The organism is Micromonospora sp. DT47 (assembly GCF_049844475.1).
Classification (GTDB): Bacteria; Actinomycetota; Actinomycetes; order Mycobacteriales; family Micromonosporaceae; genus Micromonospora.
Window position 1 is genome coordinate 210,058 of record NZ_JBNCLC010000002.1, and the last position, 26,527, is coordinate 236,584.

General features: G+C 74.8%; 25 protein-coding genes. 12 read left to right on the forward strand and 13 right to left on the reverse strand.

The window, feature by feature from the left end; genetic code table 11:
• Positions 1 to 62 precede the first annotated feature (62 nt).
• Both ACLQ2U_RS03595 and ACLQ2U_RS03600 read left to right on the forward strand, forming a co-directional pair.
• Positions 63 to 701 (forward strand): COG4315 family predicted lipoprotein, encoded by a 639-nt coding sequence (locus ACLQ2U_RS03595; RefSeq protein WP_425749071.1) that lies wholly within the window; start codon positions 63 to 65, stop codon positions 699 to 701.
• A 181-nt stretch (positions 702 to 882) separates the two neighbouring features.
• Complete coding sequence (locus ACLQ2U_RS03600) at positions 883 to 1,803, forward strand: DNA-3-methyladenine glycosylase family protein (RefSeq protein WP_425749072.1); 921 nt, start codon at positions 883 to 885, stop codon at positions 1,801 to 1,803.
• Between the two features lie 85 nt (positions 1,804 to 1,888).
• Here the strand turns inward: ACLQ2U_RS03600 and ACLQ2U_RS03605 are convergent, their stop codons facing one another.
• Both ACLQ2U_RS03605 and ACLQ2U_RS03610 read right to left on the reverse strand, forming a co-directional pair.
• Positions 1,889 to 2,389 (reverse strand): DUF1990 family protein, encoded by a 501-nt coding sequence (locus ACLQ2U_RS03605; protein WP_425749073.1) that lies wholly within the window; start codon positions 2,387 to 2,389, stop codon positions 1,889 to 1,891.
• A gap of 182 nt (positions 2,390 to 2,571) precedes the next feature.
• A complete protein-coding gene (locus ACLQ2U_RS03610; protein WP_425749074.1) occupies positions 2,572 to 2,781 on the reverse strand; it encodes a hypothetical protein in 210 nt (69 codons plus the stop codon).
• A 136-nt stretch (positions 2,782 to 2,917) separates the two neighbouring features.
• Here ACLQ2U_RS03610 and ACLQ2U_RS03615 point away from each other — a divergent pair, with 136 nt between their 5' ends.
• Together ACLQ2U_RS03615 and ACLQ2U_RS03620 are read left to right on the forward strand one after the other, a co-directional pair.
• Positions 2,918 to 4,033: an ATP-dependent DNA ligase gene (locus ACLQ2U_RS03615; protein ID WP_425749075.1), complete on the forward strand. Its 1,116-nt coding sequence runs from the start codon at positions 2,918 to 2,920 to the stop codon at positions 4,031 to 4,033.
• A 75-nt stretch (positions 4,034 to 4,108) separates the two neighbouring features.
• Complete coding sequence (locus ACLQ2U_RS03620; RefSeq protein ID WP_425749330.1) at positions 4,109 to 5,650, forward strand: alpha/beta hydrolase; 1,542 nt, start codon at positions 4,109 to 4,111, stop codon at positions 5,648 to 5,650.
• On the opposite strand, the gene ACLQ2U_RS03625 is transcribed toward ACLQ2U_RS03620, so the two are convergent.
• Positions 5,577 to 6,089 carry a potassium channel family protein gene (locus tag ACLQ2U_RS03625; RefSeq protein ID WP_425749076.1) on the reverse strand — a complete coding sequence of 171 codons (513 nt, stop codon included), beginning with the start codon at positions 6,087 to 6,089 and terminating at the stop codon, positions 5,577 to 5,579. The two genes, ACLQ2U_RS03620 and ACLQ2U_RS03625, sit on opposite strands and share 74 nt — an antisense overlap.
• 75 nt (positions 6,090 to 6,164) lie before the next feature.
• Between ACLQ2U_RS03625 and ACLQ2U_RS03630 the strand changes: the two genes are divergently transcribed.
• The gene (locus ACLQ2U_RS03630) at positions 6,165 to 6,617 is read left to right on the forward strand and encodes a GNAT family N-acetyltransferase (protein ID WP_425749077.1); all 453 of its coding nucleotides are present in this window, start codon (positions 6,165 to 6,167) and stop codon (positions 6,615 to 6,617) included.
• A 135-nt stretch (positions 6,618 to 6,752) separates the two neighbouring features.
• On the opposite strand, the gene ACLQ2U_RS03635 is transcribed toward ACLQ2U_RS03630, so the two are convergent.
• Genes ACLQ2U_RS03635 through ACLQ2U_RS03650 form a run of 4 tightly spaced genes read right to left on the reverse strand, consistent with a single transcriptional unit; the run spans position 6,753 to position 14,416 of the window.
• Entirely contained in the window at positions 6,753 to 7,472 is a 720-nt protein-coding gene (locus ACLQ2U_RS03635) for an ABC transporter ATP-binding protein (protein WP_425749078.1), read from the reverse strand.
• Complete coding sequence (locus tag ACLQ2U_RS03640) at positions 7,469 to 8,467, reverse strand: ABC transporter ATP-binding protein (protein ID WP_425749079.1); 999 nt, start codon at positions 8,465 to 8,467, stop codon at positions 7,469 to 7,471. Before ACLQ2U_RS03640 ends, ACLQ2U_RS03635 begins: the two co-directional genes overlap by 4 nt.
• Before the next feature lies 1 nt (position 8,468).
• Positions 8,469 to 11,171: an FtsX-like permease family protein gene (locus ACLQ2U_RS03645; RefSeq protein WP_425749080.1), complete on the reverse strand. Its 2,703-nt coding sequence runs from the start codon at positions 11,169 to 11,171 to the stop codon at positions 8,469 to 8,471.
• A gap of 44 nt (positions 11,172 to 11,215) precedes the next feature.
• Positions 11,216 to 14,416: an FtsX-like permease family protein gene (locus ACLQ2U_RS03650; RefSeq protein ID WP_425749081.1), complete on the reverse strand. Its 3,201-nt coding sequence runs from the start codon at positions 14,414 to 14,416 to the stop codon at positions 11,216 to 11,218.
• 218 nt (positions 14,417 to 14,634) lie between these two features.
• Here ACLQ2U_RS03650 and ACLQ2U_RS03655 point away from each other — a divergent pair, with 218 nt between their 5' ends.
• Entirely contained in the window at positions 14,635 to 14,928 is a 294-nt protein-coding gene (locus ACLQ2U_RS03655; RefSeq protein ID WP_425749082.1) for a hypothetical protein, read from the forward strand.
• Between the two features lie 18 nt (positions 14,929 to 14,946).
• On the opposite strand, the gene ACLQ2U_RS03660 is transcribed toward ACLQ2U_RS03655, so the two are convergent.
• A complete protein-coding gene (locus ACLQ2U_RS03660) occupies positions 14,947 to 15,135 on the reverse strand; it encodes a hypothetical protein (RefSeq protein WP_425749083.1) in 189 nt (62 codons plus the stop codon).
• Between the two features lie 431 nt (positions 15,136 to 15,566).
• Positions 15,567 to 16,607, reverse strand: a complete 1,041-nt coding sequence (ligD, locus tag ACLQ2U_RS03665) for a non-homologous end-joining DNA ligase (RefSeq protein WP_425749084.1) — start codon at positions 16,605 to 16,607, stop codon at positions 15,567 to 15,569.
• 47 nt (positions 16,608 to 16,654) lie between these two features.
• On the opposite strand from ligD, the gene msrB reads away from it, so the two are divergent.
• Entirely contained in the window at positions 16,655 to 17,065 is a 411-nt protein-coding gene (msrB, locus tag ACLQ2U_RS03670) for a peptide-methionine (R)-S-oxide reductase MsrB (RefSeq protein ID WP_425749085.1), read from the forward strand.
• A 12-nt stretch (positions 17,066 to 17,077) separates the two neighbouring features.
• On the opposite strand, the gene ACLQ2U_RS03675 is transcribed toward msrB, so the two are convergent.
• Positions 17,078 to 17,353: a glycoside hydrolase gene (locus tag ACLQ2U_RS03675; protein WP_425749086.1), complete on the reverse strand. Its 276-nt coding sequence runs from the start codon at positions 17,351 to 17,353 to the stop codon at positions 17,078 to 17,080.
• Between the two features lie 158 nt (positions 17,354 to 17,511).
• Between ACLQ2U_RS03675 and ACLQ2U_RS03680 the strand changes: the two genes are divergently transcribed.
• From ACLQ2U_RS03680 to ACLQ2U_RS03690, 3 genes are all read left to right on the forward strand, one after another.
• Complete coding sequence (locus tag ACLQ2U_RS03680) at positions 17,512 to 17,769, forward strand: Prokaryotic metallothionein (RefSeq protein ID WP_425749087.1); 258 nt, start codon at positions 17,512 to 17,514, stop codon at positions 17,767 to 17,769.
• Positions 17,770 to 17,874: 105 nt separating this feature from the next.
• Complete coding sequence (locus ACLQ2U_RS03685; protein ID WP_425749088.1) at positions 17,875 to 18,327, forward strand: GNAT family N-acetyltransferase; 453 nt, start codon at positions 17,875 to 17,877, stop codon at positions 18,325 to 18,327.
• Positions 18,328 to 18,586: 259 nt separating this feature from the next.
• On the forward strand, positions 18,587 to 20,806 hold the full coding sequence (locus ACLQ2U_RS03690; protein WP_425749089.1) for an N-acetylmuramoyl-L-alanine amidase: 2,220 nt from the start codon (positions 18,587 to 18,589) through the stop codon (positions 20,804 to 20,806).
• A 78-nt stretch (positions 20,807 to 20,884) separates the two neighbouring features.
• On the opposite strand, the gene hemQ is transcribed toward ACLQ2U_RS03690, so the two are convergent.
• The 3 genes from hemQ to hemE are packed head-to-tail and all read right to left on the reverse strand — an operon-like array spanning position 20,885 to position 24,096.
• A complete protein-coding gene (gene hemQ / locus ACLQ2U_RS03695; protein WP_425749090.1) occupies positions 20,885 to 21,586 on the reverse strand; it encodes a hydrogen peroxide-dependent heme synthase in 702 nt (233 codons plus the stop codon).
• Positions 21,583 to 22,992 carry a protoporphyrinogen oxidase gene (hemG, locus tag ACLQ2U_RS03700; protein ID WP_425749091.1) on the reverse strand — a complete coding sequence of 470 codons (1,410 nt, stop codon included), beginning with the start codon at positions 22,990 to 22,992 and terminating at the stop codon, positions 21,583 to 21,585. Before hemG ends, hemQ begins: the two co-directional genes overlap by 4 nt.
• 6 nt (positions 22,993 to 22,998) lie before the next feature.
• On the reverse strand, positions 22,999 to 24,096 hold the full coding sequence (hemE, locus tag ACLQ2U_RS03705; protein WP_425749092.1) for a uroporphyrinogen decarboxylase: 1,098 nt from the start codon (positions 24,094 to 24,096) through the stop codon (positions 22,999 to 23,001).
• Positions 24,097 to 24,397: 301 nt separating this feature from the next.
• Between hemE and ACLQ2U_RS03710 the strand changes: the two genes are divergently transcribed.
• Positions 24,398 to 24,970: a DUF3000 domain-containing protein gene (locus ACLQ2U_RS03710; protein ID WP_425749093.1), complete on the forward strand. Its 573-nt coding sequence runs from the start codon at positions 24,398 to 24,400 to the stop codon at positions 24,968 to 24,970.
• Between the two features lie 137 nt (positions 24,971 to 25,107).
• Positions 25,108 to 26,421, forward strand: a complete 1,314-nt coding sequence (locus ACLQ2U_RS03715; protein WP_425749094.1) for a ribonuclease D — start codon at positions 25,108 to 25,110, stop codon at positions 26,419 to 26,421.
• Positions 26,422 to 26,527 lie beyond the last annotated feature (106 nt).

Genomic DNA, 26,527 nt, shown 5'->3' on the forward strand with positions numbered 1-26,527 from the left:
TTTCAACCTTGACAGCGGACCCTCCGTACTACCCGGTGAACCGCCAAGAATGAGGAGGGCACGTGGCACAGATGAAGCGGACCGTCATCGTCGCGAGCGCGATGGTCGCACTAACGGCCTGCGCTCCCGCGGGTTACGACGAGGCGAACTCCAGCGCCGCCGAGCCGGTCGCCGTCGCCGCGGCCGAGGCCTCCGCCTCCGCCGAGGCGCCGGCCGCGGACCAGGCGCCGCCACCCGCCGACGTCCGGCTCACCGACCAGCTGGTCGGCAAGAAGGTGGCCCGGATGGGCAACGTCGTGATTGACCAGGACGGCTGGATCCTCTACCGCTTCGACAAGGACTCCGCCGACCCGCCCTCGTCCAACTGCGTCGACAAGTGCGCCCAGGTCTGGCCGCCGGCGCTGACCGACGGGAACCCGCAGCTACAGGGCGTCTCCGACGACAAGATCGGTACCGTCACCCGCCAGGACGGCACCCGGCAGATCACCATCGGCGGCTGGCCGGTCTACCGGTACATCGGTGACAAGAAGCCCGGCCAGTGGAAAGGCCAGGGCGTCGGCGGCACCTGGTTCGTGGTGGACCCGAACGGCAAGAAGAACCTGACCTGCCTGCCGACCGGCACCCCGAAGGCGGTCGCCCCGCCAGCGTCGGGTGACTCGGCCGGCGCGGAGAGCGGCGGCGGCTCGGACTACACGTACTGATCCGCAGCGCCAACCGGACACGGTGGTCGGTCGCAGCCGGGGAGGGCGCGGCCGGCCACCGTCACGGTTCCGGACCCCGGCGTACCGGCAGCGCCGACCGGCCCGGGATGGAGACACCGCCGACGTGCAGGGCGTCGGCGGTGTCGTCCGTCACCGGGCCGAGGCGTGGCAGAGTGTCCGGATGACCTGGACCGAGCCCGCCGCCAGCCGGGTGCTGCGACCGCCGGCCGACCACCAGCTGGCCGCCACCGTCCGGCCCCTCACCTTCAGCCCGTACGACCCCTGCGCCCGGATCGCCGGCGGCACCTTCTGGTGGGCCACCCGCACCCCGGCCGGCCCCGCCACCCTGGCGCTGCGGCCGGCCGGCGGGGAAGTCGTCGCCGACGGGTACGGCCCCGGCGCGGACTGGGTGGTCGACCGGGCCGACGCGGTCGCCGGGCTGCGCGACGACCTGACCGGCTTCGCCGACCTCGCCGCCGCGCACCCGCTGGTGGCCCGGCTCGCCGCCCAGCACCGCGGGCTGCGGATGCCGGCCACCGGCCAGGTCTTCCCCCGGTTGCTCCGGGCGGTGTTCGAGCAGAAGGTGACCGGCAAGGAGGCGTACCGGGCGTACGCGGCGACCGTGCGGCACTTCGGCGAGCCGGCGCCCGGGCCGTTGCAGCCGCTGCTGCTGCCGCCCGCCCCGGCCGCGGTCGCGGCCGCGCCGTACTGGGTCTTCCACCCGTTCGGGGTGGAGCAGCGCCGGGCCGACACGCTGCGCCGCGCGGCCGCCGTCGCCGACCGACTGGAACGCTGCGCGGACAGCGCCGAGGCCACCCGCCGGTTGACCGCGATCGCCGGCATCGGCCCGTGGACCGCCGCCGAGGTGGTCCGGATCGCGTACGGGGACCCGGACGCGGTCAGCGTCGGCGACTACCACATCCCGAACACGGTGGCCTGGGCCCTCGCCGGCGAGGCACGCGGCGACGACGCCCGGATGCTGGCCCTGCTGGAGCCGTTCCGGGGCCACCGGGGTCGGGTCTGCCGGCTGCTGGAAGCCGCCCGCATCCAGGCGCCGAAGTTCGGCCCGCGGATGCCGATCCGCTCCTTCGCCCGCTTCTGACCCCGGAACCGGACGCCCCGCTCACCCTCACCGTGACCGACGCCTGACGGCCGCCGGCAGGGCGGGGCGGTGGCGCCGGCGCGGATCAGCCGCCGGCGCAGAGCCGCCGCAGGGTCCGGCCGAGCCACCACGCGTACGCGTGCTGGACGACCCGGGTGACCGGCCCGGCCGCACGGACGTACCAGCGGTCCGGGCGGCTGAACGCCACCACCTCGAAGAAGACCGCGCCCGCCTCCCGGAGCACCAGGAAGGCCTCCTCGCCGCGCTCGGGGTGCCCGGGCAGGGTGCCGTAGCCGAAGCCGGCCCGGTCCGGCTCGTCCGCCGCCCAGACCACCTCGGTGGGACCCCAGATCCGCAGCGGGCCGACGCCCAGGCCCGGGGTGACCCGCACGCCCGGGTCGGCGCGGGTCGCGTCGGTGCGCATCACCACCCCCGCCGCCCGGTGCAGCCGCCAGCCCAGCACCGCGTCCGCCGCGGTCGGGAAGCAGCCGTCCGGCAGCCGGACCCGGTGGCGCAGGTGGTGGTAGCCGGTCGGCAGGCGGCCGTCGCGGGTCGCCCCCACCTCGGGGTACGTCAGCTCGGGCACGTCCGCCACCTTTCGCCGGGACACCGCCAGCGTACGGCCGACGGGGTTCGGACCGTCGGGCGCCGGCGCGGAGCGCTGTGGTGAGCGGTTGGTCAGCCCCGTTGGCGGAACGTGACGGGACCATCCCCCGACCGGCCCGCGGCTGGTGATCGAGCGGCCCGGCGGGTTCCGGGGCGTGGGCCTCAGGCCGCTTCGCGCAGGTCGGCCAGGCCCAGCGGGGTACGCCGACGCAGCAGCTCCTCCAGCTCGGCCACGGTGCCGACCTCACCGAGCACGTCCTTGCCGCCGCCGAACTCGGCCGGGTAGCGGCGCACCAGCCGGTAGCGGTGCCGGCCCCGGATCAACTCGACGCTGACCCGCCAGCGTCCGCAACATCCGCACGCCAACTCCACCCGGCGACGTTAGCTCTGAGCTGCGCAGACACGATCCGGGCGCAGGTGACGAGCGGGACGGGAGCGGGACACGCCGCACGGACGGCGGCGGTGATCCCCCTCACGGTTGTCGGCGCCGTCTGATTGACTGGTCGCCGTGGACCTGCCGATCAACCCGCCGGTCGAACCGATGCTGGCCAAGAGCGTGGCCCGACTGCCCACCGACCCGGGTCTGACGTACGAGCCGAAGTGGGACGGCTTCCGGTGCATCGTGTTCCGCGACGGCGACGAGGTCGAACTGGCCAGCCGGGGCGGCAAGTCGATGACCCGCTACTTCCCGGAGGTGGTCGAGCAGGCCCGCCGGCAGCTGCCTGAGCGGTGCGCGGTCGACGGCGAGCTGATCGTGATCCGTCGGGACGGGCCCGACGCCCAGCCACGGCTCGACTTCGAGCTGCTCGCCCAACGGATCCACCCGGCCGCCTCCCGGGTGAAACTGCTCGCCGGGACGACGCCGGCCGACTTCGTCGCCTTCGACCTGCTCGCCCTCGGTGACGAGCTGCTGCTCGACCAGCCCTACCCGCGCCGCCGGGCCCGGCTGGAGCAGGCGCTGGCCGGGGTCCGGCCACCGGTGCACGTCACCCAGGTCACCACCGATCCGGAGACGGCCCGCCGCTGGTTCGAGGTGTTCGAGGGCGCCGGGCTGGACGGGCTGATCGTCAAGCCGGCCGACCTGCCGTACGAGCCGGGCAAGCGGCTGATGTCCAAGGTCAAGCACGCCCGTACGGCCGACGTGGTGGTGGCCGGCTTCCGCTGGCACAAGTCCGGCCCGGTGGTCGGCTCGCTGCTGCTCGGCCTCAACGACGACGCGGGGGTGCTGCACCACGTCGGGGTGAGCGCGTCGTTCACCATGGCCCGGCGGGCGGAGCTGCTGGAGGAGCTGGCGCCCTACCGGGACACCGGCGGCGAGCACCCGTGGGTGCACGGCGACCACGAGCGCGGCCAGCGCATCCCCGGCGGGGTGAGCCGGTGGACCGGCACCAAGAACCTGGAGTGGGAACCGCTGCGCCCCGAGCTCGTGGTGGAGGTGGCGTACGACGCGATGGAGGGCGACCGGTTCCGGCACACCGCCCGGTTCGTCCGCTGGCGACCCGACCGCGATCCCCGCTCCTGCCGCTACGACCAGCTCGACCGGCCGGTCCGGTTCGACGTGGACGAGGTGCTGCGCGGCGACCCGCTGGCGACCGTCACGCCGGCCACCGCCGGCCCGGCGTAGCCTGGCCGTCGACACGATCACGGAGGCTCGCTGGTGACCTGCTCTCCCCACCGGATCCGTCGGGTCCGGCTCGCCATGGCCGGGTTCGTCGCGGCCGCGCTGCTCGTCGCCGGGTGCACGATGCCGGCGTTCGCGCCGCGCACCGAGGCCGAAGGCGGCGCCGCCGCGCCGGGCACCGCTCCGGTCTGGCGGGACTGCCCGGAGGTGGCCGAGGAGCTGGTCGGCCGGGGCGCACCGGGGATGCGGTACGAGTGCGCCAAGATCGCCGTACCGCGGAACTGGGGCAACGGCGGCGGCGCCACGGCCGGGCCGGGCGGCGGGGAGACCTTCGAGATCGCGCTGCTGCGCGCCCGCGCGGCCAAGCAGCGGGACCGGATCGGCTCGCTGGTGATCAACCCGGGCGGGCCGGGCGGGTCGGGTGTGGACACCGCGGTCTACCTCTCCTTCGGGCCGGCGTTCGGCGGGCTGCCCGCCTCGATCACCGACCGGTTCGACATCGTCGGCTTCGACCCGCGCGGGGTGTCCCGGTCCAGCCCGGTCAAATGCATCCCCGACGCCGACCTGGACGCCAGCTTCGGCTACGACCCGGATCCGCGCGGCCAGCGGTCCTTCGACGACTACGTCGCGCTCAACCGCCGGATCGGCGGCGGCTGCGGCGACAGGTACGGCGACCAGCTGCCGCTCTACGGCACCGAGCAGGCCGCCCGGGACATCGACGCGGTCCGCGCGGCGGTGGGCGACGACAAGCTGACCTACCTCGGCTACTCCTACGGCACCCTGCTCGGCGCCACGTACGCGCAGCTCTACCCGCAGCGGGTCCGCGCGCTGGTGCTCGACGGCGCGGTCGACCCGCAGCAGAAGCTGATCGCCGGATCGGAGAGCCAGGCCCGGGGCTTCGAACGCGCCTTCGGCAACTTCGACCGCTGGTGCGCCGCCAACGCCGGCCGCTGCCCGATCGCCCCGGACGCCCGGGCCGCGGTGACCTCGGCGATCGACAAGGCGCGGGTGTCGCCGGTGAAGGGCGCGGACGGGCGGGAGGCCACCTCCGGCTGGGTGTTCTACGCGGTGATCTCCTCGCTCTACACCGAGTCCGGGTGGGAGGAGCTGGCCCGGGCGATCGACCGGCTGGAGGGCGGCGACCCGACCGAGGTGTTCAAGCTCGCCGACGCGTACGCCGGGCGCGGCGACGACGGGCACTACACGAACCTGTTCGACGCCAACCTCACGATCAACTGTGCCGACGAGACCGAGAAGCCCAGCCGGGAGCAGATCCGCCAGCTGCAGTCGCAGTGGCGGGAGAAGTACCCGCTGTTCGGGCCGTCCCTGGCGGTCGGGATGCTGGGCTGCGTCGAGTGGCCGGGCCAGCGGGACCCGTACCCGACCGGCAGGGCGGTCGGCGCGCCGCCGATCGTGGTGGTCGGCACGACCGGGGATCCGGCCACGCCGTACGAGCAGACCGCGCGGCTGGCCTCGATGCTGGGCGTCGGGCGGGTGCTGACCTGGGAGGGCGAGGGGCACACCGCCTACCCGCAGACGAGCTGCGTCACCGACGCCGTTGACGCTTATTTGATCTCTTTGACCGTTCCCAGAGCGGGGCTGCGCTGTCCGGCGCGTTGAGTGGCCGGGGCTTCTCCGGCTCGGGCAGTTCGATGCCGTGCCGGGCGGCCAGTTCCTCCAGCAGCATCCGCATCCGGCGGACGTCGTTCTTCAGCTCCTCCTGCTCGTCGTGCTCGAAGGCGTCGTCGTCGACGATGAGGCGGCTGGCGAAGTGCGCGGTGATCAGCGGGATGACCAGCAGCACCATGGTGGAGATCAGCAGGGCGGCGAGGAACCGCCCCTCCCAGGTCGCCGGCGAGATGTCGCCGTACCCGACGGTGGAGGCGGTCACCACCGCCCACCAGACCGCGTCGGCGGCGCTGGCGTTCTCCACCTCGCCATAGATGATGCCAGCCACCACGATCATCAACAGGTACGACACGATCAGCGTCCCGGGTGAGTTCGCGAACCAGACCAGGCCGCGGTAGATCCACCGGAAGGGCAGCAGCAGGATCTCCATGCCGCACCATGCTGCCCCCTACGGGCAAGGGGCGCGCGCACATCCCCGGGTGTGGCGTGTGGCAGGCTGCCGGACATGAGCGAAGTGATCTTCCGGGAGGCGGTCCGGGCGGACCTGCCCGCCGTCATCGCCCTGCTCGCCGACGACCTGCTGGGCAAGGCCCGGGACTTCACCGAGGTCGACGAGACGTACGAGCGGGCCTTCGCCGACATCACCGCCGACCCGCGCAACCAGCAGATCGTCGCCGAGCGGGCCGGCGAGCTGGTCGGCTGCCTGCAGATCACGTACATCCCGGGGCTCGGCCGGCACGGCGCGGAGCGTGCCCTGATCGAGGCGGTGCGGGTCCGCTCCGACCTGCGCGGCGACGGCCTGGGCCGACGGATGATGGAGTGGGCCATCGACCGGGCACGGGAGCGGGGCTGCGCGCTGGTGCAGCTCACCACCGACAAGACCCGGGCGGACGCGCACCGGTTCTACCGCAACCTGGGGTTCGTGGCGAGCCACGAGGGCATGAAGCTGCCCCTGTGAGCCGCCCCGCGGCGGGGCGCCGGCGGCGAGCGACGACGCCCGGGGTGCCGCGAGGATCGCCCCCACCTGCCTGGCCGGGCGGCAGACACGCCCATCGGCCCCCCGGAGGTGCGTCGCTCGCCCCGGCCCCGCCGGTCAGCCGTCGACGAGCTGGCCGTCGCGCAGCGTCAGGGTGCGGTCGGCCAGCTCGATCAGCGCGGGATCGTGGGTCGCCACCAGGGCCGTCATGCCCCGAGCGTGCACCACCGCGCGGAGCAGGTCCATGATGGACCGTCCGGTCTCCGAGTCCAGCTGCCCGGTCGGCTCGTCCGCGACCAGCAGGTCCGGCTCGTTGGCCAGCGCCCGGGCCACCGCGACCCGCTGCTGCTGGCCACCGGAGAGCTCGTACGGCCGCTGCGCGGCGTGCCCACCCAGCCCGACCAGCTCCAGCAGCACCGCCACCCGCTGCTCCCGTTCCGCCGCCGGCACCCGGGCCAGCCGCAGCGGCACGCCGACGTTCTCGGCCGCGGAGAGGATCGGCACCAGCCCGAAGGACTGGAACACGAAGCCCACCGTGCCACGGCGCAGCCGGAGCAGCTCCGCCTCGCCCGCACCGGTCACGTCGTGCCCGGCCACCCGCACCCGGCCCGAGTCGGGCCGGTCCAGGCCGCCGACCAGGTTCAGCAGGGTCGTCTTGCCGGCGCCCGACCGACCCCGCACCGCCACCAGCTCGCCCCGGCCGGCGGTGAACGACACGTCCCGGACCGCGTGCACCGCGTGCTCGCCGCGCCCGAAGGTACGGCTCACCCCCTGCACCGCGACCACCTCGTCGCGCACCGGGGCGTCCCCGGGCCGGACGGCCACCTGCTCGCTCATGCGTCACTCCCGTTCGTCTCCGGCGCACGATCGCCGGGGCGGACCTGCACGTGGTCCGGTTCGAGGTTGAGGCGGACCCGGTCGCGCAGCGCCAGCGCGTCGACGAAGGGCGCCGGCAGCTGCATCCGGCCGGTGCGGTCCAGCACGGCGTACTCCTCGCTGACCAGCTCGGTGCTGCCGTCGGCGCCGATCCGCGCGGTCCGGTGTACCTCGGAGGCGGTCCGGCCGTCGCGGATCGCGACGGTCCGGCGGACCTGGCCGGCCACGGTGGGGTCGTGGGTGACCACCACGATGGTCACCCCCAGCTCGGCGTTGATGGTCCGCAGCGCGGCGAAGACCTCGGCCCCGGTGGCCTCGTCGAGTTCGCCCGTCGGCTCGTCGGCGAAGAGCACCTCCGGGTCGTTCGCCACCGCCACCGCCACCGCGCAGCGCTGCTGCTCCCCACCGCTGAGCTGCCCGGGCCGGCGGTCCGCGCAGTAGCCCACCCCGACCATCTCCAGCAGCTCCTCGGCCCGCCGCCGCCGGGCCCGCCGACCACCGCCGCGCCCGGCCAGCTGCATCGGCAGCTCGACGTTCTCCCGCGCGGTCAGGTACGGCAGCAGGTTGCGGCCGGTCTGCTGCCAGACGAAGCCGACCATCTCCCGCCGGTAGCTCAACCGCTTCCCGGCGGAGAGGTTGAGCAGGTCGTAATCCCCCACCCGGGCGATCCCGGCGGTCGGGGTGTCCAGCCCGGAGAGGATGTTGAGCAGGGTCGACTTGCCCGAGCCGGACGCGCCGACGATCGCCACCAGCTCACCCCGGTCGATCACCAGGTCGAGCCCCTGCAGGGCGACCACCTCCACCCCCTCGGTCTTGAAGATCCGCACCAGGCCGTCGCAGACGATGTGCCCGCGCAGCCGGTCCCGGCCGCCGGCCCGCGCGGCCGCGCGGACCGCCGCCCGCCGTTGCAGGTCGGCCAGATCGGGTACGACGGAGCTCTCCGCGATAGCGGTCATCTCAGCTCTCCTCTCCGAGCCGGAGCACCTCACCGAGGCGCAACCGGCGGTTGTTCAGGGCCTCGACGGTGACCGCGAAGCCGAGGGCGACCGCCCCGAGCGCGACGACCCCGACGACCAGGCCGGGCGAGAACGCCACCCGCACGGGGGCGCCGCTGGTGAAGACGGACAGGCCGAGCACCGGGGTGAGCAGCAGTGGCAGCAGCGCCCCGATCAGGGCGCCGGTAAGCACCGACGCGCCCACCAGCGGGGCCAGCTCCACCACCAGCAGCCCCCGCCACTGCCGGCGGGACAGGCCGAGGGTGCGCAGCCGGGACAGCACCTGGCCGCGGGCCCGCGCGCCGGCCAGCACCGTGAAGGCGATCGCGAGCAGGCCCAGCGTCGTGCCGGCCGCCGCCCCGGCGACGAAGCCGAAGACCAGCACGCCGTTCACCCCGCCCTCGCCCAACTGCCGACGGACGTCGGTCCAGGCGGACACCTCGACCCCGAGCGGCCGCTGCCGCCCGGTGATCGTCCCGCCGGTCTGGAAACGGGCCTGCCCATCGTCACCGACCCGGCGCAGCGCCGCCGGGTCGAGGTCGTCGCCGGCGACGAGGAAGCCGGTCGGCACCGGGGCGTGGTTCCGGCTCGGCAACGACTGCCAGGGCAGGACGACGAACCGGCCGGCACCCGCCGGGAGCATCGGGAAACTCTCCACCCGGTCCGCCACCCGGAACTCGTACCGCTGGCCCTGCGCGGTGGCGAAGGCGGACCCGTCCAGACCGGCGGCGGCCAGGTCGGCGGCGACCGCCGGGGAGACCACCGCCGGCAACGGGCCGGACTGCCCGCCGGGGGCGAGCAGCGCGGCGGGGACGGTCACGTCCCGCCCGGCCGCCCGGACGGTCCGGTCCAGGGCCGGCCCGTCGACCAGCAGGACGGTGACGTCAAGGATGGCGGCGGTGGTGCCGTCCGCGTCCTTCGCCAGCCGCTGCGCCGACTCCTCGAGCACCGGGGTCGCCGCGCGCACCCCGGGCAGCCGCTCCAGCCGTTCCCCGGTGTCGGGGGCGAACCGCTCACCGCGGATCAGCGCGTCGGCGGGGACCTCACGGTTGGCCGCCCCGTCCCGGCTGTTCTCGATGCCGGTGGCGACCACCGCGCAGAACCCGGCGGTCGCGATCGCCAGCACGACGACCACCAGCGGCGCGGTGACCACGGACCGGCCGGCCCGCGCGGTGCCCAGGAAGGTCACGCTGCCCCTGGCTCGGGCGGCGACCCGGCTGACCAACCGCAGCGGCCACGGGTAGAGCCGCACCACGACCACCGCCGCCGCGACGGCGAGCAGGACCGGCACCGAGACCAGCAGCGGGTCGACCTCGCCGAGGGTGAGGCCGCGGCGGCGCAGCAGCACCACCGCCAGGACGGCGAGCAGCACCAGGCCCGCCTCCAGGGAGATCCGGCGCGCCGACGGCCGCAGCCGGATCAGGTCGCGTCGCCCGGCGACACCGGTCGGTGCGGCGAGGGTGGCCACCGGCAACGCCAGCGTCAGCACCACCGTCACCAGCAGCGCGAAGACCACGGTGTCCCCGGGCAGGCCGGGCACCAGGGTGCCGAGCAGCCAGCCGAGCGCGGCGGCCGGCGGCACTACCAGCAGGGACTCCGCGAGGCTGCGCCGGGCGCCGGCGCCGGCCGCGCCGCCCCGGGCGCGCAACAGGGTGAACTCCGCCCGCCGGCGCCGCACGGTCAACCCGGTGGCCAGCACCACGAGGCCGGCCAGGGTGGCCAGCACCCCCGCCGCGATCACCGCGAGCACCGTCCGGGCGGCGTCCATCCCGGCGATGAACTCGCGCAGCGGGAGGTCGATCCCCTGGACGAACGACCGGCCGCCGGCCTCCCGGGACATCCGCTGGATGCCGTCGATGACCTGGTCCAGCCGGCGGACGTCCATGCCGTCGGCGCCCAACCGGTAGCGCCAGCTGAACTGCAGCGGCCAGCCCGCGGCGGCCTGCCGGTCCAGCGCGGCCCCGTCCACGACCCCGAGGGCGATGAACGGTTCCCCGTCGCCCTGCGGCTCGACGATCCGCAGCGCCGGCGGGAGACCCTCCCAGATGCCGTCGGCGGGTTCGCGGGGTTGGAAGAGGCCCACCACGGCGACCGCCGTGGCGGCCGGCGTGCCGTCCGGGGTCGCCTGGGCGGTGAGGGTCAACCGGCTGTCCACCCGCAGGTTCAGGTCGCGGGCGACGTCCGCGGCCAACGCCACCTGCACCGGCCCGCCGGCCGCCGCCCCCTCGTCCGGCCAGCGCCCCGCCACCAGCGCGCCGGCCTCCCTTACCTCCGGCACGGCGCGCAGCCCCAGATGAACCAGGAGGTTCTTCGCCGCCAGGTCCGGGCCCTTCACCAGGGCGGGCTCGGTCTCCGCGGTGAACCACCGCTCCTCGACCAGGCTCCGCACCTGCGGCGGCATCCCGGCCTGCTGCGTCGCCAGGTCGCGCTGCTGGGCGTCCATCAGCGACGTGCCGTTGCCTGCCGCGGTGAGCGGCGGCGAGAAGTACGTCAGGTCCCGCTGCTGCGCCGGCTGACCGGCCAGGAACTCCCGCAAGCCCCGTTCGGCGTGCCAGTTCACCACCCGCGGTACCCCGCTGATCAACAGCGTCGCCACCATCGTCAGCACCGCGAGCAGCACGAACTGCCCGCCGTACGCCCGGACCCGGCGGACGACCGCACCCATCGCACCGCCTCCCCGTCCCCGGCCGTCCCGTCGCCGCACCGGCGTCACCGGTCTCCTCCGATCCGCAGTTGTGCCGCCGCCACCCGCTGCCGGATGCCGAGGGCGATGAACGCGCTGAACGTCAACGCCGCCAGCAACAGCCCCAGCGCGGTCAGCCCGATCGGCGTCCAGGGCAGCACGAAGGCCGCCTCGGGCACCGGCCGGTCGGCGGACGGGGTGAGGACGACCAGCGGAGCCATGGTGGCCCCGACCGCCGCGCCGAGCAGCAGGCCGACCCCGACCCCGATCCCGGCCAGGAAGGTCTGCTCGGCCAGCAGCGCCCGGGCCAGCAGTCGCGGCGAGGCGCCGAGCGTGTGCAGCACGGCGAACTCGGTGAGCCGGTGGCGGGCGGTGGCCCAGACGTCGACCAGCAGACCGACCAGGGCGAGCAGCACCGCCCCGAGCGCGGCGGCGAGCAACCCGGTCCGGGCGCCCCGCCAGTACGGGTCGGCCGCGGCCTCCTCGGCAACCTGCCGCCGGTCGAGGACGGTGACATCGGGCAGCGCGGCGGCCGCGCGGGCCACCTCGGCGTGCCCGCCGGCGCCGGTGCTCAGCCACCACTCCGCCGCCGGGCGGACGACGCCCTGGTCCCGGATCAGCCAGTCGACCGCCGCGGGCAGGTCGAGCAGCACGCCCGCCCCGGTGGTGGCGGGCACCGCGTCCACCTCGCCGACCAGCGTGACCGGCAGCGACACCCCGGAGAGCGCCAGCGTGACGGTGTCCCCGGTACGCAGGCTCAGCGCCTCCCGTACCGCCGGGGTCATCAGCGCCGGCACCGGCCGGTTGTCGACAGCCGGCACCACCGCGAAGCGGGACCCCACCTGGTAGGCGAACTGGCCGCCCTCGAAGAACGGAACCGCGCGCTCCGCGGTCAGCCCGCTGGCGGTGACCGACGTCGTCAGCTTCTCGGCCGGGTCACCGGTGGTCGCCACCCAACCGTCGGCGAACCGCACCGCCCGGGCCGCGCCGTCAGCACCGACCGACCGCAGGTCCGTCAGCTCCAGCCGGTACGCCCGGCCCAGCACGTCCCCGGCGTCCAGTTCGAAGCCGGCCAGCCGCAGGCTGCCGTCGCCGACGTCGGGCAGGGTGACGGTGAACGGCGCGGCCCGGCCGTCACTGCCGGTGGTCGCCACCGGCAGCCGGAAGGCCAGCCCGTCGGCCCGGGTGAGTAGGACCGACACGGCGACCCGGTGGGGGGCGACCGCCTCCCATACCGGGGTACGGACGGTGCCGGTGAGTGACCGGCTCCCGGCCGGCAGTTCGACCCCGGCCGGCGCGCCGCGCGCCCGGGTCAGCCGCTCGAACAGCGCCGGCGCCGGCGCGTCGGCCAGCCGGTCGCTGAGCTTCATCACCTGGGCGGCGGCCGCCGCGTCGAGGCTCACCACCGTCGCCGGCAGGTCGGCCCGGCCGACCCGGATCTCGTCCCGCCAGGCCGGCAGCGCCCGCTCCACGCCGGGCAGCCCGGCGATGTGGCCGGCCCGGTCGGTGGGCCCGGCCCCGCCGCGCTCCACCAGCCGCAGGTCCGCGCCGACGGTGTGGTCGGCCCGCTCGACCTGCGACCGCTCCCCGGTGCTGACCAGCGACCAGGCGAGGGTGCTGCCGCCGACGGCGAGGGCGAGCAGCAGCACCGGCCCGGCGTGCGGGCGGCGCCCCGCCTGCCACATGCCGAACATGGTCGCCGTCCACGGCCGGCGGTCGACGAACCGCTCGGCGAACCGGGTGGCGGGCGGCAGCAGCCGCAGCGCGACGACCGCGCCGGCGAGCACGCCCAGGGTCGGTGCGGCGACCAGCAACGGGTCCACCCCGAGCCGGCTGCCGGTGCCGGTGACCGGCGAGGAGTACTGGCGCAGCTGCGTCCAGGCCAGCACGGCGAAGCCGACCAGCACGAGGTCGAGGCTGGCCCGCTGCACCGTGGCGGACCGGGTCGGCCGGGACCGGGCCGCCATGTCGGCCACGTACGTTCCCGCCCCGCGCAACGTCGGGGCGACCATCGCGACCAGGCAGCCGGCGGCGGCGACCCAGGCGGCCGCCCAGAGCAGCGCGGGGCTGCCGGCGCCGATCGTCGGCCCGGCCGGTCCGGAGTCGCCCGCCCATTGCAACGCCTCGCCGGCGAGCAGCGGCCCGAATACCGCGGCGGGGAGCACCACCAGCGTCGCCTCCCGGGCGGCGAGGCCGGCGAGCTGCCGCCGCGCGGCGCCCCGGGCCCGCAGCAGCGCGGTCTGGTTGCGCCGGTCCTCGTGCAGCAGCGCGGCGACCAGCACCAGCGCGTACCCGCCGAGGACCACGATCAGCAGCACCGGGGTGGCCAACGACGAGCGGCCCACCAGGTCTGCCCGGCTGATCCGGTTGAGCAGCCGGTCCATCGCGGTGACCGTCTGCGCCGAGGAGCCGAGCCCGGCGGCCTCGGGAACCCGGGTCACCGCGTCGGCCAGCGCGGGCCGGACGTCGGCCAGCCGGCCCGCGGCGGCCGCCGCCCGGAGGTCCGGCTCGACCACCCACGAGGCGGAGACCGAGCCGGGGAAGGTGGCGACGAAGTCGGCCGGGTCCAGCACGAACGGCCCATACGAGGTGCCGGAGTCGGCGGCGCCGCCGGCACCCACCCCCGGGGCGAGCCGCCAGTACGGGTCGGCGGGATCGCGCGGCCGCCACGTCCCGACGAGCTGGACCGCGCCGGACCGGTCGGTGCTCCGGTCCAGCATCGGCACCCGGTCGCCGACCCGCATGCCCATCGCGCCGGCGATACTCTGCGGCAGGGTCACCTGCAACGGGTCCGCCCCGGGGGCGGGCCAGGCGCCGTCGGTCAGCTCGGCGTGCCCGGCCAGGCCGTCCAGGGTGGCGAGGCTGGCGAAGATCGGATCGTCGGCCTTGCGGACCACCGGGCCGAGGTCGCCGGTCAGCTCCCGGCCGCCACCGTACCGGGCGGTGGCGACGGTGACCGGCGCGCCGCCGAGGCCGGCGGCGAACCCGTCGCGGACGGCCCGGTCCCGGACGGCGAAGTCGGCGGGATCCCGGCCGCCGGCGCCGCTCACCAGCAGGCTGCGCTCCTCCAGCGGCGCGGCGGCGAGCATGGCACGCTGACCGGCCTCGACCGCCCGCCGGTTGTAGTCGGAGAGCCCGGTGACCAACGCGACCGCGACCAGTGCCGCCACCACCGCGGCGAGCAGCAGCCCCCGGGCGGCACGAGCCCGCCTCCACACCAGGTTCATCCGATGTCCTCCCCGGGCCCGGGATCGGGCCGACGACGAGGGAGAGTGGCGACGGGGCCGGAAAGGTTCGCGCCCGTTACATGATCGTTATTCGCCCCACCGCAGGCCGGCGCCGTCCACCGCGCCCCGCAGCCGTTCGGCGCCGACCAGCCGCCGGATCACAGCCATGGAGGTCACGAGGGCAGATGTGCCCGACGTCGATCTGCTTGGATCACCGCATGGAATTCGCGTTCGCCGTTCTGGCGCTGGTCCTGCTCGCTCTGCTGGCCGCGCAGCTCGCCGGACCGGGCCGCCGGGACCGGTCGGAGCTGCGCCTGGCCGAGATCGAACGCCGCCTCCAGCTGGTCATGGACCATCTCGGCGTGGTGGACGAGGGGCCGGAGCTGCCCGGGGTCCGGGAGCACCTGGCCCGGGGCGAGAAGATCAAGGCGATCAAGGCGTACCGGGCCGCGACGGGTGCCGACCTGAAGACCGCCAAGGAGGCGGTGGAGGCGATGGCCGGGCAACGCTGACCACGCGTAAGCGTTCTCTCAGTCTGTGGCCAGGTCCGGCCGGTGTTGCCTGATCCACTTCTCGACATCGGACTTCCGCCACACCTTGCCCATGGCCAATACGGCGATCGGCTCGGGGAAGTTCCGTTGATTGGCGATCACGGACGCGCGCTGCCGGGAGACGCCGCCAAGCATCTCCCGGATTTCCGACACGCCGACAAGGTCCACAAATTGACGATGACAGCGGCACGGTCGCTATACGCCGACAACTACGGAGATTGTTGACGCAGACAACAGGACGCGTCAACATGGGTGGATGACCGTGCCGCACCTCTCCGCCGTACATGACCGCCAGTGTCGGGCCGTCCGCCCGCACGTACCGATGCGGCCCCTGTGGCTGTGCCGGGTGTGCGCCGCCGCCTGGCCGTGCCAACCAGCACGGCTGCTGTTGGGCATGGAGTATCGGCGGGACCGGGTAGCCCTCTCCGTCTACATGGCCGGCCTCTTGTTCGACGCCACCGCCGACTTGATGAAGCTCAATCCGAACCCTGCCCCGTCACCGGCGGACCTGTTCGAGAGGTTCCTGGCCTGGACAGCCCCACGGCGGACGTAGTCGAGGGAGGGGGCCCCCTCGGCGAGCTACCGGGGCCAGCGCCCGTTCAGGCGGTGTCTTCGCTGGTGGTGCGCTTCGCGCGGCTGGGCTGGACCCGCTTCGGCTCGCCCGGCATCTTCGGGTGGTCCGGCGGGTACGGCAGGTCGCCCTGGCCGGCGGCCGCGTCCCGCTCGGCCCACTCCAGCAGCGGGGTGATGTCGTACGGGGTGTCGTCGATGCCGGCGTGCGGGTCGCCCCGCTCGGCGAGCCGGGCCGGCACGGTGCGCAGGTCAAAGTCGTCCGGGTCCACGTCGGGCAACTCGTCCCAGGTGACCGGGGTGGAGACGGTGGCCCGGGCGTTGGCCCGCAGCGAGTACGCGCAGGCGATCGTCCGGTCCCGGGCCATCTGGTTGTAGTCGACGAAGACCCGGGTGCCGCGCTCCTCCTTCCACCAGGCGGTGGTGACCAGCTCGGGCCGACGCCGCTCCAGCTCCCGGGCCAGCGCGATGGTGGCTCGGCGCACCTCGGTGAACGTCCAGCGGGGCTGGATCCGCAGGTAGACGTGCAGCCCACGACCGCCGGAGGTCTTCGGCCAGCCGGTGGCGCCCAGCTCGCCGAGGAGGGCGTGCAGCTCGCCGGCGGCGGTGGCCGCGTCGGCGAAGTCGGTGCCGGGCTGCGGGTCGAGGTCGATCCGCAGCTCGTCGGGGCGGTCGACGTCGGCGGCGCGAACCGGCCAGGGGTGGAACACGATGGTGCCCATCTGGGCGGCCCAGGCGACGTGGGCGAGGTCGGCGGGGCAGAGCTCGTCGGCGCTGCGCCCGCTCGGGAAGCTGATCGTGGCGGTGCGGATCCAGGGCGGGACACCCCGGGTGGGCACCCGCTTCTGGAAGAACATCTCCCCCTCGACGCCCTCGGGGAAGCGCTGCAGCGTGGTCGGCCGCTCCCGCAGGGCCCGCATGATGCCGTCGCCCACCGACAGGTAGTAGTGGAAGACGTCGGCCTTGGTGAAGCCACGCTCCGGGAAGATGATCCGGTCCGGGCTGGTCAGCCGGACGGTGTGCCCGGCCACCTCGATCTCGGTCACCGTCGCCTTCGCGCTGCCACCCATCCCGCGACCCTATGCGACGCCCCCGACGTCCGGCGTACCGTTGACGGGTGAGTCTTGACGAGAGCGAACTGCCCCGCACCGAGGACGAGTGGCGGGTCCGGCTGACCCCGGAGGAGTTCCGGGTGCTGCGCGAGGCCGGCACCGAGCGCCCGTGGACCGGCGAGTACGTGGACACGAAGACCGCCGGCGTCTACCACTGCCGGGCCTGCGGGCTGGAGCTCTTCTCCAGCGACACGAAGTTCGACTCGCACTGCGGCTGGCCGAGCTTCGACGACGCCATCCCGGGCCGGGTCAAGGAGATCGAGGACCGCAACCTCGGGATGACGCGCACGGAGATCCGCTGCGCCCGCTGCGACAGCCACCTCGGGCACGTCTTCCACGGCGAGGGCTTCACCCCGAAGGACACCCGGCACTGCGTGAACTCGGTGTCGATCCGGTTGGAGCCGAAGGAGAGCTGAGCCGGAGGCCGGTCAGAGCAGCAGCAGGCTGCCCCGGTCGTCGACCTGGTCGGCGGAGTCGTCGTCGAGCCAGACGCCCCCGGTGGCCAGGTAGCGGAACCGGTGCTCCCCCGGGCCGAGCTTGACGGTCACCGTACGGGTGCCGTCGCGGCGGGCGACCAGCTCGTGCCGGCCGGGCTCCCAGCCGTTGAAGCAGCCGACCACGCTGACCGTGCCGGGCGGGGTGTCCCGGGGCAGACAGAAGGTGACCCGGGTCTGGTTGCCGAAGAGCCTGTTGCGCTTGATCACGTCGCCCTCCCGGGGTCGAGGCGGTTTCACCAGGCCCAACGCGCGACACGCCGGGGGCGAAACGCCGTCCGGACGGATCGGCTCGCGGCATTTCGCCCCCGACGGTCCCGGCCTGCCGCACCCTGGAGGGCACATGTCCTGATTCGGGGGGTTTGACAGTGGCTACCTGCGAGGTATGCGGCAACGACTATTGGATGGCGTTCGAGGTGCGCACGGTCAGCGGTGCGACGCACACCTTCGACTGCTTCGAGTGCGCGGCGCACAAGTTGGCGCCGATCTGCGAGCACTGCGAGGTGAAGATCATCGGCCACGGGGTGGAGGTCGGCGGGCGGTTCTTCTGCTGCGCGCACTGCGCCCGCGCCGAGGAGACCGAGGGCGCCGAGATCCGCGACGCGGTGGGCGCCCGTCCGGCCTGACCTCGCGGGACCGACCCTCCGGTCCGCGCCAGGCCCGCCGCCGAAGGACGCCGGAGGGCGGGTCCGCCCGGAACCACCCGCCCGGCGCCGCCCTACCATCGCGGGATGCCGTCGCAGACCACCGACGTCCGGGTCGCCAGCTTCGCCGACCTGGACGCCCGGACCTTCCACGACCTGCTCAAGCTGCGCATCGACGTGTTCGTGGTGGAGCAGCACTGCCCGTACCCGGAGCTGGACGGGCGGGACGTCGAGCCCGGCACCCGGCACCTCTGGCTGGAGCACGACGACGCTCCGGTGGCGTACCTGCGGATCCTGGCCGACCCGGGCGGCGTGGCGCGGATCGGCCGGGTCGTGGTGGCGCCGGCGGCCCGCGGCGGCGGGCACGCCGGCCGGCTGATGTCCGAGGCGCTGCGGCAGGTCGGCGGTCGGCCGTGCGTGCTGGAGGCCCAGTCGTACCTGGTCGACTTCTACGCCCGGCACGGCTTCACGGTCACCGGCCCGGAGTACGTCGAGGACGACATCCCGCACATGCCGATGCGCCGCGACACCACGCCGTGAACACCGCCCGGCCCCCAGCCAAACGCGCTGACCAACCTCCGACGCCCTTCCAGCCGGCACCGCGAGCCGCGAGCGGCCGCCTCGGCCGGGTGCGCTGACGAGTCGCCAACGTAACGTCCCGGCCGTCGACGGCGCTGAGCCCTCCAGTGAGATCATTTGGAGGACTCAAACTGTGAGATCAACGGGGATTCGCTGGAGCCGTCGGGCGACAGGAATAGGGGCCGCCATCGCGGCCACCGCCGTCGCCAGCATCGGGGCCGTGGTCGCGGTGGGCTTCGGCGGCGACACCGCCGAGTGGGCCACCGCCGACGGGCCGGTCAAGACGGCTCTGCACAACGTCGACTTTCCGGCCGCGAACGGCCGGGAGGCGACGATTCCACAGCGGGACACCGAGCGCTTCGCCATGGTGGGCGTGACCTGGGCCAATCCGAAGATCAACTTCAAGGGCTCGGTCGCCGTGCGTACCCGGGCTGTTGCCGGCGGCTGGTCGGACTGGCAGGAGCTGGACATCGACAACCACTTTGGTCCCGAGCCGGGCGCGGAGTCGGTGGACGGCAAGGCGCGCGGCGGGACCGACCCGTTGTGGGTCGGCCAGTCCAACGGGGTCGAGGTGCGGGCCCTGACGGCCTCCGGCCGGAGCACGGACCGGCTCCCAGCCGGTCTGCGCCTGGAACTGGTCGATCCGGGCCAGCCGGCTCGCCGCAAGGCGGGCGCGGCGGGCACCGGCCGCGGCGAGGCGGGCCGTTTCCAGCCGGTCGCCGACGTGCGGGCGCTGGAGCCGACCCCGACCGATCCGGCCCCCACCGATCCGACCCCGACCGATCCGACCCCGAGCGAGCCGATCCCCACCGAGACGGCTCCGACCACCACCCCTTCGGCGCCGCCCGAGACCACCGCGCCCGCGCCGACCACCACCTCGGCCCCGGCGCCGAGCACCAGCTCGACCTCCGCACCGGCCTCGCCGAGCCCGACGGTCGCCGTGAACCCGATCCCCGTTCCCAAAGTGACCAGCCGCGCCGGCTGGACGGCTGACGAGTCGATCGTCTCGGACCCGCCGACGTACGGCACCACGGTCAATGCGTTCTTCGTCCACCACACCGCGGGCGGCAACACCTACAGCTGCGCCGATTCGGCGGCCATCGTCCGGGGCATCCAGGTCTACCACGTCAAGAGCAACGGCTGGAACGACATCGGCTACAACTTCCTGGTCGACAAGTGCGGCACCGTCTTCGAGGGTCGCAAGGGTGGCATCGACAAGCCGGTGACCGGGGCGCACACGTACGGCTTCAACACCAACAACGCGGCGATCGCCGTGCTCGGGACCTACATCACCTCCGGCGTCCCCGCCGTCGTCCAGGACGCCATCGCGCACGTGGCGGCCTACAAGCTCGGGCAGTACCGCAACGACCCGGCCGGCAAGGTGACCCTCGTCTCCGGGGTCAACGGCAAGTACGCCCTCGGTGAGTCCGTGACGATGAACCGCATCTCCGGTCACCGGGACGCCGTGGCGACCGAGTGCCCGGGCAACTCGCTCTACGGCCAGCTGGCGATCATCCGGAACAAGGCGGCCACCGTCTCCGGCCTGGCCCTCACCGGTCTCAGCGCCAGCAAGTCCGGCTCCACCTACTACACCAGGGGCTCGTTCACCGCCTCCTGGTCGGTGAGTACGCCGACTGCCCTCATCTCACGCTTCGAGGTGCTGGTGGACGGAAAGGTCGTCGCGACCACGGCGGCCACCGCCCGCTCGGTGGGCGTCACGGTCGCGCCGGGTACGCACACCCTCCAGGTGCGGGGCGTGCACCGCCTGGGGCGTACCGCCACCACCGCCGGCCAGACCGTCATCGGTGACACCACGTTGCCGACCTTCCCGCGGGCGCCGGAGATCTCCCTGCGTACCGGCACCGTGAACACGACAGGCGTACCGGTGACGCTCAGTTGGCAGCCCGCGGACAACGTGGCGCTGCGCACCGTGTCCCTCACCGCGCCGACCCCGCTCACCTTCGCGACGACGACCCGCAGCTGGTCCATGACCGCCAAGCCCGGCGTCGCGACGAGCTGGTCGATGCGTGCGGTGGACTGGGCCGGAAACGCGAGGACCGCGTCGACGAGCCGGACTCCCGTGCTGGTCGCCGACACCTCGGCCGCCCGCACGGGCACCTGGTCCACCACCTCGAGCAGCTCCTACCTGGGTGGCAGCGCGTTGACCTCGACGGCGAAGAATGCGTCGCTGAAGTGGACCTTCACCGGCCGGTCGGTGTCCTTCATCGCCAGCCGCACCTCCACCTCCGGCCAGGTCTACATCTACGTGGACGGCGTGAAGGTCAGTACGGTCGACCTGCGATCCAGCACCACCGCCCACCGCCAGGCCGTCTGGACCAGGAGCTGGAGCACCAGCGGCACGCACAGCGTGTCCGTCGTGGTGGTCGGCACCTCGGGCCGCCCCCGGGTCACGACGGACGGGATCGCCGTCGTGAGGTGACGCCGTACGGCGACGGGCCCCGGAGGATCCTCCGGGGCCCGTCGCGTACCGGCCTGACTGGCGGGCCCGCGCAGGGGGCTAGACCAGGCAGTTGACGATGTCGGCGACCGAACGCCGCCGCCCGGTGTAGAACGGGATCTCCTCCCGGACGTGGCGGCGGGCGCCGGAGGCGCGCAGGTCCCGCATCAGGTCGACGAGCCGGTGCAGCTCGTCGGCCTCGAAGGCGAGCATCCACTCGTAGTCGCCGAGGGCGAACGAGGCGACGGTGTTGGCCCGCACGTCGGGGTAACCGCGCGCCAGTCGGCCGTGCTCGGCGAGCATCTCCCGCCGCTCGGCGTCCGGCAGCAGGTACCACTCGTACGACCGGACGAACGGGTAGACGCAGAGGTAGGGGCGGGGCTCCTCGTTGGCGAGGAACGCCGGGATGTGGCTCTTGTTGAACTCCGCCGGCCGGTGCAGCGCCATCTGGGACCAGACCGGGGTGAGCGCCCGACCCAGAGTGGTCCGACGGAACCGCCGGTAGGCGTCCTGCAGCGCGTCGCTGGAGGAGGAGTGCCACCAGATCAGCACGTCCGCGTCGGCGCGCAGGCCGGCCACGTCGTACACGCCGCGGATCGTCACGTCCTTGCCGGCCAGCTCCTCGAAGAGGGCCTCGACCTCACCGCTGACGTTCTCCCGCAGCGCCGGCAGCGGGCTGGTCGCCCGGAACACCGACCACATCGTGTAGCGGATGCTGGCGTTGAGCTCCTTGAGCCGGGCCGCGTTGGTCTGCTCGGTCATGAACCCGATCCTCCCAGTGCTTCGATGATCTCCCCCGCCGCCGTCTCGCCGGAGCGGACGCAGACCGGGATGCCTACCCCGTCGTGCCCGGCCCCGGCCAGGACCAGCGTGGGGTGGGTCGCGCGCAGCGCCGCCCGGGTGGCGGCGAGCCGGTCGAGGTGGCCCGGGGCGTACTGCGGCAGCGCGCCGCCCCACCGCTGCACGTGGCTGGCGACCGGCGCGGGCAGCGGGGTGCCCAGCACCTTCGACAGCTCCCGGTGCACGGTGGCCACCAGGTCGTCGTCGGCCAGCTGGAGCTGCGTCTCGTCGCCGTACCGGCCGACGGAGGCGCGGACCAGGGCGATCCCGTCCGGCCGGGCCAGGTGCCCCCACTTGGTGGTGAAGAAGGTGGACGCCTTGATCAGCAGCCCCTCGGTGGCCGGCACCAGGAAGCCGGAGAGTTCCGGCAGCGCGGGCTCGGGCAGGGCCAGGGTGACCAGCGCGACGCTGGCGTAGTCGAGGCCGCCGACGGTCACGGCGACCTCCGGCGCGAGGTCGGCGAGCAGCCGGGCGGCCGGCCGGGCCGGCACGGTGAGCACCACCGCGTCCGCCTCGACCAGCTCCGGTTCACGGGTCGGGCCGACCACCAGCCGCCAGCCGTCGGCGGTGGGCGTCAGCTCGCGGACCGCCGCATTGAGCCGGATGGTCGCGCCGCTGGCCTGCGCCGCGGCTTCAACCAGGGTGCTGAGCCCGCCGGCCAGGGTGCCGAAGACCGGCGCCCCGGGTGCGCGCGGGGCTGCGGCCTGCGCGGCGCGGACCGCCCCGGTCAGGGTGTGCTCGACCCGGGCCGCGCGAGCCAGCGCGGGCATGGTGGTGACCAGCGACAGGTCGTCGGCCCGACCGGCGTAGACGCCGCCGAGCATCGGGTCGACCAGCCGGTCCACCACCTGGTCGCCGAGCCGGGCCCGGACCAGCGCGCCGACCGCCACGTCCTGCTCCGGCCCGAGCAGCGGCCGGCCGCCGTCGCGGTCGGCGTCCGCCGCCGGCCGGGCGACCGTCGCCACCTTGTCCAGATCCCCGGGTACGCCCACCAGCGTGCCGCCCGGGATCGGGCGCAGCCCGCCGTCGACGGCGAGCGCGGCCTGCCCGACGGTGGGGTGGACGATCGCCCCGGCCAGGCCGAGCCGGCGGATCAGGGAGACCGCGGCGGACTCCCCGCCGGCCGGATCACGCATCAGGAACGACTCGGCGCCGAACTCCACCGGCCGGCCGGCCAGCTCACCGGTGCGCAGCTTGCCGCCGAGCGCGCCGGCCTGCTCGTACACGGTGATCTCGGTGCCGGCCGGGGCGCCGTCGCGCAACCGCACGGCGGCGGCCAGCCCGGTGATCCCACCGCCGACCACCGCCACCCGCCACGGCCGCCGCACGACGCCTCAGCCCTGCTCGGCCCGGCGCGCGGACACCTCGTGCACCAGCGCGACCACCCGGGTCAGCACGTCGGGGTCGGTCTCCGGCAGCACGCCGTGGCCGAGGTTGAACACGTGCCCGGGGGCGGCCCGGCCCTGCTCCAGGATCCGCCGGACCTCCGTCTCCACCACCGACCAGGGGGCGAGCAGGACGGCCGGGTCGAGGTTGCCCTGCACCGCCTTGTCCGCGCCGATCCGGCGGGTGGCCACGTCCAGCGGGGTACGCCAGTCCACGCCGACCACCTCGGTGCCGGCCTCGCCCATCGCGCCGAGCAGCTCGACGGTGCCCACCCCGAAGTGGATCCGCGGCACGCCGGCGTCGGCCAGCCCGGCGAGCACGGCCGTCGAGTGCGGCAGCACGTAGCGGCGGTAGTCGGCCTCGGAGAGCGCGCCGGCCCAGGAGTCGAAGAGCTGCACCGCGGAGACCCCGGCGTCGACCTGCACCCGCAGGAACGCCAGCGTCACCTCGGCCAGTCGGGCGCAGAGCGCGTGCCAGAGCTCCGGCTGGCCGTACATCAGGGCCTTGGTCTTGGCGTGAGTGCGCGACGGGCCGCCCTCGACCAGGTAGCTGGCGAGGGTGAACGGCGCGCCGGCGAAGCCGATCAGCGGGGTGTCGCCCAGCTCGGCGACGAGCAGCCGGACCGCCTCGTCCACGTAGGACACGTCGTCGCGGCCGATCGGGCGGATCCGCTCGACGTCCTCGGCGGTGCGCACCGGCTCGGCCACCACCGGCCCGGTGCCGGGCACGATGTCCAGGTCGACCCCGGCGGCGGCGACCGGCACCACGATGTCGCTGAACAGGATCGCGGCGTCGACCCGGTGCCGGCGGACCGGCTGGAGGGTGATCTCGGCGACCAGCTCCGGGCGGCGGCAGGACTCGAGCATCCCCACGTTCGCCCGGATCTCGCGGTACTCCGGCAGCGACCGGCCGGCCTGGCGCATGAACCAGACCGGGGTGTGCGGGCCGGGCTCGCGGCGGCAGGCCCGGACGAAGGGTGAGTCGGCCGGCCCGCCACGGCGGGGTTCTCCGTCTCGGGCGGCAGTGCCCGCGGTGTCGGTGCTCATCGCGGCAATCGTGCCACGGGCCCGGGCGCGGCCAGCGCGCAGCGCCGCCTTTTGTGACCCGCGACCGCCCGGGCGTACGCCCCGGCCCGGGCCACCCGCCACCCCGGGACCCGACCCGGTTCCCCCGCGCCGCCGCCCGGCCCCGCGCCCGACGCGGCCCCCCGGGCCGCCGCCCCGCCCCAGGCGCGATGCGGCTTCCTCCGACCGGTCGCCGCCGGCGCCCGACGCGAGGACCCGGCCCGGTCGGCGCTTCGGCGTGCCGTCGGGGCGGGCGGCCGGGGAGCGGCATAGGCTGCCGGGCATGGCCCCCCCGATCGCGCTCCCGGAGACCTTCGCCCGCGCGGTCGCCGGGCTGCGGTCGGTGACCCCCCGGGCGGAGATCGTGCTGGAGGAGGTCGGCGCCCCCCAGCGCCTCGCCCCGTACGCCTTCGCCCTCTCCGGCACCGTGCTGCGCGACGAGGACGAGGTGGCCACCGGGCGGCTGATCCTGCTGCACGACCCGGCCGGGCACGAGGCCTGGCAGGGCACCCTGCGGCTGGTCACCTACGTGACCGCCGAGCTGGAGGTCGACCTGGCCGCCGACCCACTGCTGCCCGGGGTGGGCTGGACCTGGCTGACCGACGCGCTGGAGGCGCACGACGCGGCGTACCGGGCAGCCGGGGGCACCGTCACCCAGACCATGTCGACCCGGTTCGGCGAGCTGGCCGGGCCGCCCGCCGCCGGGGACATCGAGATCCGGGCGTCCTGGACGCCGCTCGGCGTGGATCTGGCCGCGCACCTGCTCGCCTGGTGCGCACTGCTCGCCTCGACGGCGGGGCTGCCGCCGCCCGGGGTGACCTCGCTGCCCGAGCACCGCCCGGCCGGCACCGCCTGAGGCGACGGCGCCGAGCTGCCCGAACGCGGCGAGTCGCCCCCGATGTCCGGCCCCGTCCGGTCAACCGCCGGACACCGCGCCGACACGCACCCGACCGGCTGCGCACACCGGATGGCCCGGCGCACTAGGGTTGTCAGGTGACCGACGAACCACCCCTGCGCCGTCGGGCCGCCGAAAGCCGTATGGGAGACGTCTCACCCTCGGCCGCGCCGGAGCCGGAGCACGCGGGGACCGACCAGCCCAGCGGCGGCCCCGTCCCGCTGACCGCTCCCCGCGACGGCACGCCCCAGCCGGTGGCCACCCCGAGCGAACTCGACGAGATCGTGGCCCGCTTCGCCGCGGGTTCCGGCCCGGTGGCCCTGGACGCCGAACGCGCCTCGGGCTACCGCTACAGCCAGCGGGCCTATCTGGTGCAGCTGCGCCGGGAGGGCGCCGGCACGGCGTTGATCGACCCGTTGCCGCTGCCCGACCTGACCGCGCTCGACGAGGTGATCGGCGAGGCCGAGTGGGTGCTGCACGCCGCCAGCCAGGACCTGGCCTGCCTGGCCGAGGTGGGGCTGCGCCCGCGCCGGCTCTTCGACACCGAGCTGGCCGCCCGGCTGGCCGGCTTCGAGCGGGTCGGCCTGGCCGCGCTCACCGAGCAGCTGCTCGGCTACAGCCTGGAGAAGCACCACTCGGCGGCGGACTGGTCGAGCCGGCCGCTGCCCGAGTCGTGGCTGACCTACGCCGCGCTGGACGTGGAGATGCTGGTCGACCTGCGGGACGCGCTGGACGCGGAGCTGGCCCGGCAGGGCAAGTCGGCGTGGGCGGCCGAGGAGTTCGCCGCGCTGGTGCGCAACGGCGCCCTGCCGCCGCGGGTGCGCGCCGAGCCGTGGCGGCGTACCTCCGGCATGCACCGGGTCCGCGGGGCCCGCGCGCAGGCCCGGGTCCGATCCCTCTGGTACGCCCGCGACCAGATCGCGGCGCGTCGGGACGCGGCCCCGGGCCGGGTGCTGCCCGACTCGGCGATCGTCGCCGCCGCCGAGCTGGACCCGAAGGACGAGAAGACCCTGCTGACCCTCCCCGGCTTCGGCGGCCGCTCGGTACGCCGACTGGCCCACACCTGGCTGGCCGCGCTGGACGACGCCCGGCAGATGCCGGAGGACGCCCTGCCGGTCACGCCGGCGGTCGAGGGTCCGCCGCCGCCGCACCGCTGGGCGGAGCGGGACCCGGTGGCCGCCGGCCGGCTGGTCCGCTGCCGCGAGGTGGTGGTCCGGATCGCCGGCGAGCACAACCTGCCGCCGGAGAACCTGATCACCCCGGACTCGATCCGCCGGCTGGCCTGGGTCCCCCCGGAGGAGATCACCGAGGACACCGTGGCGGAGACGCTGCGCGGCTTCGGCGCGAGGGAGTGGCAGCTCACCCTCCTGGTCCCCGACCTCACGGCCGCCCTCCCCATCCCCACCCCCTGACCGACCAACTCCTGACCGACCACGAGGGGTTGCGCGTGTGGGATGGGCCACACGAGGGGTGGTGTCGGCGTTGGTTACTGGCGAGTAGCATCCGAGGCAAATGCCA